This is a genomic window from Methylobacterium sp. B1, assembly GCF_000333255.1.
In the GTDB taxonomy this organism is placed as follows: Bacteria; Pseudomonadota; Alphaproteobacteria; order Rhizobiales; family Beijerinckiaceae; genus Methylobacterium; species Methylobacterium fujisawaense.
The window spans coordinates 1-8,235 of the sequence record NZ_BACT01000446.1; the positions used below are offsets into that span (position 1 = coordinate 1).

At 64.9% G+C, this 8,235-nt stretch carries 8 protein-coding genes, 1 tRNA gene and 1 pseudogene; 6 read left to right on the forward strand and 4 right to left on the reverse strand.

Translation table 11 applies throughout. The features are described 5' to 3' along the window. Both I53_RS34560 and I53_RS30430 read left to right on the forward strand, forming a co-directional pair. Positions 1-234, forward strand: a 234-nt coding sequence (locus tag I53_RS34560; protein ID WP_210161579.1) for a hypothetical protein, incomplete at its 5' end; no start/stop codon positions are given. A 6-nt stretch (positions 235-240) separates the two neighbouring features. Further along, complete coding sequence (locus I53_RS30430) at positions 241-543, forward strand: hypothetical protein (protein ID WP_051044797.1); 303 nt, start codon at positions 241-243, stop codon at positions 541-543. Positions 544-863: 320 nt separating this feature from the next. Here the strand turns inward: I53_RS30430 and I53_RS31245 are convergent, their stop codons facing one another. The 3 genes from I53_RS31245 to I53_RS13020 all read right to left on the reverse strand — a co-directional run bounded on the left by I53_RS31245 (position 864) and on the right by I53_RS13020 (position 2,942). Further along, positions 864-2,348: a DUF6538 domain-containing protein gene (locus I53_RS31245; protein WP_083936046.1), complete on the reverse strand. Its 1,485-nt coding sequence runs from the start codon at positions 2,346-2,348 to the stop codon at positions 864-866. A gap of 82 nt (positions 2,349-2,430) precedes the next feature. Next, positions 2,431-2,515, reverse strand: a tRNA-Leu gene (locus I53_RS13015). A gap of 121 nt (positions 2,516-2,636) precedes the next feature. Further along, positions 2,637-2,942: a FliM/FliN family flagellar motor switch protein gene (locus I53_RS13020; RefSeq protein ID WP_043351350.1), complete on the reverse strand. Its 306-nt coding sequence runs from the start codon at positions 2,940-2,942 to the stop codon at positions 2,637-2,639. Between the two features lie 88 nt (positions 2,943-3,030). Here I53_RS13020 and lipB point away from each other — a divergent pair, with 88 nt between their 5' ends. Continuing rightward, positions 3,031-3,762: a lipoyl(octanoyl) transferase LipB gene (lipB, locus tag I53_RS13025; RefSeq protein ID WP_043351352.1), complete on the forward strand. Its 732-nt coding sequence runs from the start codon at positions 3,031-3,033 to the stop codon at positions 3,760-3,762. Positions 3,763-3,796: 34 nt separating this feature from the next. On the opposite strand, the gene I53_RS13030 is transcribed toward lipB, so the two are convergent. Beyond that, positions 3,797-5,923 carry a carbohydrate porin gene (locus I53_RS13030; RefSeq protein WP_043351354.1) on the reverse strand — a complete coding sequence of 709 codons (2,127 nt, stop codon included), beginning with the start codon at positions 5,921-5,923 and terminating at the stop codon, positions 3,797-3,799. A gap of 353 nt (positions 5,924-6,276) precedes the next feature. Between I53_RS13030 and I53_RS13035 the strand changes: the two genes are divergently transcribed. The 3 genes and pseudogenes from I53_RS13035 to I53_RS13045 all read left to right on the forward strand — a co-directional run. Continuing rightward, positions 6,277-6,840: an iron transporter gene (locus I53_RS13035; protein ID WP_205782340.1), complete on the forward strand. Its 564-nt coding sequence runs from the start codon at positions 6,277-6,279 to the stop codon at positions 6,838-6,840. 17 nt (positions 6,841-6,857) lie between these two features. Next, complete coding sequence (locus I53_RS13040) at positions 6,858-7,193, forward strand: cupredoxin domain-containing protein (protein ID WP_043351359.1); 336 nt, start codon at positions 6,858-6,860, stop codon at positions 7,191-7,193. After that, positions 7,190-8,235 (forward strand): annotated as a pseudogene (locus tag I53_RS13045) (4Fe-4S binding protein); the annotation flags it as partial. The gene I53_RS13040 and the pseudogene I53_RS13045, both read left to right, overlap by 4 nt.

Consider the following 8,235-nt stretch of genomic DNA (forward strand, 5'->3'; position numbering starts at 1 on the left):
TATTCAGTTATTTTGATAGACCCAATTTCTGGGACTGTGAGTTCAAAATTCTCTACGGCCTGTGACACCTCGCACGATTTCAGCGAGCTCTTTGAGCATTCTGTCAGGCTGCCATGTGCCCATGAGATTCAGAGAAGCTCCGCTGCGATGGAGCTTCAGAAGACTATAGGCGAGCGCCTCAATGCACATTCGCAGTTCGAGCGCAGCGTAGCGCAATCGAACTTCGTCACCTGAAGCAAGGTGCTTCTGAGCCAATGCAAGGTGTTCGCGGGCTCGTTCACGAAGATCAGGAACTTCAGCCATATCGTCCTGGACTGCATTTCATCCGCGGTGTCTGAGAGGTTCGTCAACGTCACGTCGAGCGTGACGCTGTGCTCGCTGCCCCTGCGGTCTATCTACACGGCGAGCAACGCCGCGGTGAACGCCTTCGCCGAATACCTGTTGCTGAAGCTTGAGTCGTTGAGCATGTGTGCACGCTTCGTGCTGCCGCGCCGCGCTCCCGACATGGCGTCCGCCACCAACGCCCGCGCTCGGATGGGCTGAACGTTCCGGGCGCCTACGCTGACCTCGCCGCTCGGGTGTTCCCGGGGAGCTTGGGCCGCGATGAAAAAATTGATGCGGTCCTCGGAGGCAGTGAGGCGCGTGGCGACTAATTGGGCCTTCCCGATGCGCCTTCCGCCGAAGCCGACGCCCTGTCCTGGGCGAAGGCGGGCCGCGAGGCGCAAGCGCTCGTACGCCCGTAGTCTGGTGCGGCTATCGGCGTCGCCGACGACCACGTCGACGACAAGCCTAAGTCGAACCCTCCAGCGTTGTGTGTCCACAAGGCAGATGTAGAGCTAAGTTGTAATCCGCAGGATTCGGAATCAAATTTTGTAGCGTGGAAAGTTCTTGAGGGCATCCGCCATCATATCTATCGGAACATGCTCGTACTTTCTCGCCACTGACTTACCAGCATGTCCAGTTATAGCGTCGCTTATACGCTCTCGCATGACCGGCAGCGCCCTACTCTTGAAGGTATGGCGCCATCCATGGTTCGGGTCGACGCCATCTTCAAGCTTGATGATACGGCGGACCCATTCGGCCACCTTACGCGAGCGAATTTGCGCGACAGGTGTCTTTATCTCGTGCCCGCCGACGTCGTCGACGAAAAGGTGTGACCCTGCCGCCTCTTTGACGAAATCAAGAAATCCAAGTTCAATTATATGTTCATGCAGCGGAACCGAACGTGGTTTACCAGTCTTCGTCTGCCGGAAATGCATGATATGGTAACCTTGCTCTTGCCGGATGTCATCGGCACGCAGGCCCGTAAGTTCTGAAATTCGTGCCCCAGAATAGGCGGCCAGCCATGGGCACCAGCGCTGTGCTTTTTGAGCGTAAGTACTATTTGGCCCTGCATCGACCTTCAGGGCGGCACCCAGTATGACGGATATCTCGCCGTCTCGAAAGCTTTTCTCGCGTGTGATTGCCTGTTTCGGTTCCGGGAGACGAACATTCTTGGCTGTATTTGCTAGAAGTATGCGCCCGCCTTCTCGCGACATTGCCCAGGCGAACAGCGATTTCAGTGCGACAAGGTCATTCTTGTTGACGGTTTTCGCATTATTATTGTCGTGGTCGACACGGTGCTTGGCCCAGTCATAGACCTGATCTTCCGTCACATCACGTATGTCTGCATCTTTCACAAATGAGACAAACGATGAGATAGACGGCCTGTATCTATTTATGGTCCCGATTGATACTTGGTCCGACCGATTCGATAACCATTTATCCCAGACTGTTGACACCTGGTAGGAGTTCGCCTTGGGCTCGTCGGCAGCCGTCGAGAGGCGGAATTTCCACTGATCATCCTCATAATAGGGGACATGGCGTGGCGTCATCTGAAGTACGTCGAACGCTTCGACGATCGACCCCACCAAATGGTGAATGCTTCCCTCAGTGATGGGTCTTCCCTGCTGCTGCAACGCTGCTCTCGCAGCATCGCCATAGAGCCGAATAGCGGTTGCCATGTCCGGCGAGACATAGGGTTTGGGCGCGAGCATCGCCGCGACCTGCGCGGCGGCCTTCGGGTCGACCCGGTGCGCACGTACCCGGGTCAGTTCGCGAGAGCGCGCCCAGAAAGTCCGAAGGCGAGCGTCAGCCAGAGCGTGACGCGTCTTGGCCTCGCGGAGGTCCTTCGTCCCAAGCGAGACTTGTATGACGTCAGAGATGGTGACGGCGACGGTCTCAGAACCGATCGGCAGGTCGATCTTCCGACCCTTCATGGACGGGAGCAGATCGGACGGCGTGCGCTGCCGTAGGTAGAGCATACCCGTCTTCGGATGGCGCCACGGCGCAGCCATACGTACGCTCATGTGTGCACCCCGTGTGTGAATCCGGGGGGCCTACTATGTTGTTGATTTGCCTCAACTCCTTCCCACGCAAGTGGGAAAGAGATGGTGCGGCCAAGAGGACTCGAACCTCCACCCCTCTCGGGACTAGCACCTCAAGCTAGCGCGTCTACCAATTCCGCCATGGCCGCATCGGACGCGAAGACCGGTCCGTTTGCCCGACCGTCGCGCGCCGCGGGAAAACCCGGGGCCGCTTTCGTGTCGCGCGGCGCAGCGGATAACAGATCGTTCCGCCGCCGACAAGCGCCTCGCTCACGGGGAATCGTAGCCGCCCTCCAGGAAAGGCGCCGCGCCGTCGCCGATGCTGATGCCGGGCTCCACGATCGAGGCCGCCTTGCGGATCAGCTCGGTCACCTCGACGGAGATGCGGTCGCCGGTCACCACGATCTGCCCGCGGGCGATCGGGTGGTCGTTGGCCAGGATCTCGACCATGTCGCTGTCGCTGGCTTCCAGCTCGATCACGGCGCCGCGGCCCATGCGCAGCAGCATGTGCAGCGGCATGCGGGCGCGGCCCAGCACCACTGTCAGATCGACCTTCAGGGTCTCGAAGATCGCCACCAGCCGCCATCCTGTCTCACGGCCGGTCCTTGCCAGCGCCGGCCGCGAATGTTGAAGGCTGCGACCATCGACGCAGGATGATGAACTCTTGGTAAACGCGCCCCGCCTCACGGTCCGCCCGCACGCCTTCCCGAAGCGGCCCGGCGCAGATCCGGTCGCCGGCCCGGTGGGCTGGCGCGTGAGCGACGCGCCCGTGGGCTACGCGGCCGCCCTCGCCTGGATGGAGGCGCGTGTGGAGGCGATCGCCCGCGGCGCGGCGCCCGAATGCGTCTGGCTGCTGGAGCACCCGCCGCTCTACACGGCCGGGACCTCGGCCCGACCGGAGGATCTGGTGGCACCGGACCGCTTCCCGGTCCACGCCACGGGCCGGGGCGGGCAATACACCTATCACGGCCCCGGCCAGCGGGTCGCCTACGTGATGCTCGACCTCGACCGGCGCAGCCGCGACCTGCGCGCCTATGTGGCGAGCCTGGAGGCGTGGCTGATCGAGACGCTCGCCGCCTTCAATGTCCGCGCCGAGCGCCGGGAGGACCGGGTCGGCGTCTGGGTACGCCGGCCCGAGAAGGGGCCTCGCGTCGAGGACAAGATCGCGGCGATCGGGATCCGGGTGCGCCGCTGGGTCAGCTTCCACGGCATCAGCCTGAACGTCGAGCCCGATCTCGCGCATTTCGACGGGATCGTGCCGTGCGGCGTCCGGGAGCACGGGGTGACGAGCCTCGTCGATCTCGGCCTGCCCGTGAGCCTGCCGGAGGTCGACATGCAGCTCCGCGCCGCCTTCGAGGCGCTCTTCGGGGCCACCGTGACCGAGGCGGCGGACTGATCGGGCATGCCGCCGATGCCTCCGGCCACGCCGATCAGAAATCCGCGTGCAACCGCGAGGCGAAGAAATGCGCGGGGCCTCGGTCGCGATTGTATCCGGGATTGTCGATGAACTGGTAGTCGAAGGTCAGCGTGACGAACTTCGTGAGGTTCAGGGCGTAGTAGGTCTCCAGCGCGCGCTCGGTGCCGTAATTCAGCCGCCCGTCGCCGATCAGCAGGCCGAGGTAGCCGGCCGCGAAGGCGGCGCGGTGTGAGGGCGAGAGCCCGTTCATCGCGGCGCCGATGCCGATCGTGTCGTCGGGCCGGTCCCAGGCCTTGCCCTTCAGCGACAGGCCTCCGGAGAAGCTCCGGTCGATGTCGGTGAAGGAGATGTTCTCGGTGCGCCCGTCGTTCAGGCTCGCCCGGGCGAACAGCCCGAGTTCCGGCGTCAGCCCCTGCTCCAGGTTGATGTAGCCGCCGGTCTTGCGGCGGGGGCGCCTTGTCGCCGCGACGGCGTCGTTGATGTCGTCGAACAGGCCGAGCTGCGTCAGGGTGACCACGTCGCGGTTGTTGGCCGAGACACCGACATTCGAGAACAGCCCGATCCGGATCTTGCCGGGCTGCTCCAGCCACGGGAGGACGTGGCGCTCCTCGAACTCGACGTTCAGCCCCGCACGCCGGAACACCCGCGGGTCGAGCACGTCGCTCGACGGCTCCTTGGGCACCTGCGTGTAGGCCGCGCGGATAGCGAATTCCGGCCGGTTGTACTCGGCGTAGACGCCTTGCGTGAAACCCGGGAGGTTCGCCGGGAAGTCCCAGGCCGAGGCGCCCCAGAGCGACCAGTTGAAGAAGTCCACGCGCGGGTCGTGCGCGTAGATGTTGCCGTCGAAGAAGTCGCCCAGCGCGAACTTGCCGGCGATCAGCGTGATCCGCTCGGCATCGTAACGGGTGGCCACTTGGTTCGGACCGTCCGGAACATCCACGGTCTCGCCGCCCAGCCCGAAGGTCTGCTTCACGTAGTAGCGGTTCGAGCGCAGCTTCGGGAACGGGGCGCCCGCCTTCTGCGCCTCGCCGTTGACGAAGCCGGCGACGCCCAGCGTCCGCGACAGGCCGAAGCCCTGGCTGAATTCGGGGTTGTAGTAGAGCTCGGTGCTGTCGGTGAGCTTGAGGCCGAGGAAGATCGTCGCCGTGGTGGTCTGCCGGGCCTGATGGGGGATCAGGCTCTGCGCGCCCTCGTAGGGCGAGCGGAAGCCGGGCACGGCCTGCGCGATCAGGGTCGTCTGCCCGTGCAGCGAGAAGCGGCCGGTATCGCCGTTGTCGGGGTCGTGCGGAGCGGTCTCGTCCGGGTCCGGCGGCACCTTCAAGCCGCCCGGAAACCACATCAGCCGTGCGAACAGCTGGTTGGAGGTGAAGCTCGCCCGGGTCGTGACCGGTCCACCCGTGTCGCCGGGCACCACGCCCAGCGGGAAGCGCCGGCTGCCGCCGAGATCGATGTAGCGGTAGTCGATGCCCAGGGCGAGGCTGTCGGTGATGGCGTATTGCACGCCCGCGCCCAGGGTGAAGCCGACATAGCCCAATTCCCGCTGCGCGGTGGTCTGGCCGCCCGTGTCGAGATCCGGATAGCTGGCGAGAAACCGGGCGTTCGCACCGGTGAGCCCGAAGGTGCCGTAGATCAGATAGCGATCGAAGCTGTAGCCGAGTCGGGCACGCAGGGCGCCGTAGAGATTCGTCTTGGCGCGCACGACGTTGAAGGCCGGATCCGCATCCGCGTAGCCGAATCCCGCGACGGTCGCGGGGACCGGACGCTTCAGATTCGCCAGATCGAGATTCGCTTCGATGCCGTAGACCCACGGCCCGGCCTGCCAGGTCCAGCCGCCGAACACGCCGCCCACGGCCGTGGTGGCGTTGCGCCCCTGGTCACTGCGGCCCGTGGAATCGCCGCTCTTGAAGGCCGGGATCGGCCGGCCGCCGATCGTCGTCGGACCGAAATTGTAGGCCCCGTAGGATCCGCCGGCGCTGCCCTCGAGGCCGACATAGCCGCCCGACCAGTCGGTGTAGGTCGGCCGGGTGGCGTCGGGGCGCGGCGCGGCGAAGTCGGCCGCCCGCGCGGCAACCGGGACGAGAAGGGGCGTCGTCAGAATGAGGGCTGCGGTGCGGACCAGGGGCACGGAACGGGTTCTCATCCGACTCACAAAAAAGTATAGCACTTGCTAAAACGGTCTTTGGCATCGCGCAAGCCAGGGTGCGCCTTCTCGCCACAGGCCGCCTCGCAAGTCATCTCCGTTCCGCCCGCCATCCTCGATGCTCGGCATGGCAGTGGAATGACAATCCCGGTCCCGCCGTCTCGGTCAAGATGCAGAGGGTCATCGTATAGCGAACATCTCCGTGAGCTTTTGCAATGACCGCGTCACGGTGCCGGAAAGACATGCGAATACGATCATGGCTCCCCAAGGTGGTCTCAGATTAGAATTGTTATTATTTGAGATCGATGCGATTCCAGTTTGAACTTCGAGCGGGGTGGATTATGTGCGACCGCATGCATGCGTCGCCCATCACTCCGCTTCTCCGCGGCCTCGCCGCGGCCTCGCTCCTCGCCTTCGCGGGCCCCGCGACGGCCAAGGAAGTGCCCATCGGTCCGCATGTGACGCAGAACGGCCTGGAGGTCGCCGCCGTCTATCTCCAGCCGATCGAGATGGATCCTCCCGGCATGATGCGCGAGGCCGCCAAGTCGGACATCCACCTCGAAACCGATATCCGCGCCGCCAAGGACAACCGCAACGGCTTCGCCGAGGGGGATTGGGTGCCGGCCCTCGACGTCCGGTTCGAGGCGGTGAAGCTCGATGGCGACAAGCCCACCGACCAGACGGTGTCGGGGGTGCTGATGCCGATGGTCGCCAATGACGGGCCGCATTACGGCGATAACGTCAAGCTGTTCGGCCCCGGCCGCTATCGCCTCAAAGTAATGGTCGCGCCCCCGGGCAAGGACAGCCATTTCGGTCGCCACGTGGACAAGGAGACAGGGGTCGGTCCGTGGTTCGAGCCCTTCGCGGTTACGCAGGATTTCACCTTCGCCGGTGTCGGCAAGAAGGGCGCCTACTGAATTTGCCGGAGCTGTCCGTGTCCCGCCTGTCGCGCTTCCTCGCCCCTGCCGCCGTGCTGCTGGTCGCCGTCGCGTCCGCGCGGGCCGACGACATGCCGGTCATCAAGGTCGAGATGCGCGATGGGGTGATCCTTCCGGCGGTGATCGAGGTGCCGGCCAACACCCGGTTCAAGCTGGAGATCTCGAATACCGGCCAGAGCCCGGTTGAGTTCGAGAGCACGGAACTCAAGCGCGAGAAGGCGCTGGCCGCGGGCTCGACCTCGGCGATCGTGTTCCGCACCCTCGATGCCGGCACCTACCAGGTGTTCGACGACTTCCACCCGGAGGCGAAGGCGACTTTGGTGGCCAAATGAGCGCGTCGACGACAGCGCCAGCCTCCCTTGCCCTGAGCCGTGTTCCGCCGCGTCGATCCGTCATCGACGGTGCGCTGGCCCGGTTCGGCGACGGGCTGCGCCGGTACGGTTGGATCATCCGGGCCGTGCAATGGCTGATCGTTGCCGTCTACGCGGTTCTGGTGATCGTCCCGGCGCTGCTGCCGCTCCCCGACAACGCCGCCCATATCTGGACCAACCTGACGCTCGCCGCTCAGTTCGCGTTCTGGGGGATCTGGTGGCCGTTCGTGCTGGTGAGCATGGTCCTGGTCGGCCGTGCATGGTGCGGCGTGCTCTGCCCCGAGGGCGCGCTCAGCGAATTCGCAAGCCGCTGGAGCCGCGGCTATGCCGTGCCGCGCTGGATCACCTGGCAGGGCTGGCCCTTCGTGGCCTTTGCCGGCACCACCGTCTACGGGCAGATGACCAGCGTCTACGGCTATCCCAAGCCGGTCCTCGCGGTCCTGGGGGGCTCGACGCTGGCGGCGATCGTGGTCGGCCTGCTCTACGGGCGCAACAAGCGCGTCTGGTGCCGCTACCTCTGCCCGGTCAACGGCGTCTTCGCGGTGCTGTCGAAGCTGGCGCCGGTCAGCTTCCAGGTCGACAGCGCCGCCTGGGCGGTCTCGCCCAAGCCCGTCGGGGGCACCGAGAGCTTCAACTGCGCGCCCCTCGTGCCGGTAAAGACCATGCGCGGCGCGGGCGCCTGCCATATGTGCGGGCGCTGCAGCGGCCATCGCGGCGCCGTGCGACTCGCCCTGCGCTCCCCCAATCACGAGATCGTCCGCGTTGCGGGCGAGGAGCCCAGCCTCGACCAGACCATGCTGATCCTGTTCGGCATGCTGGCGCTGGCGGTGGGCGCCTTCCAATGGTCGTCGAGTCCCTGGTACGTCGACGCCAAGCAATGGGCCGCCACATGGCTCATCGAACGCGGGACACGTGGCCCCCTGGAGCATTCGGCGCCCTGGTCGTGCTGACGAACTACCCCGACCGCACGACGTCATGACCCTCCTAGACGGCGGGTTGCTGC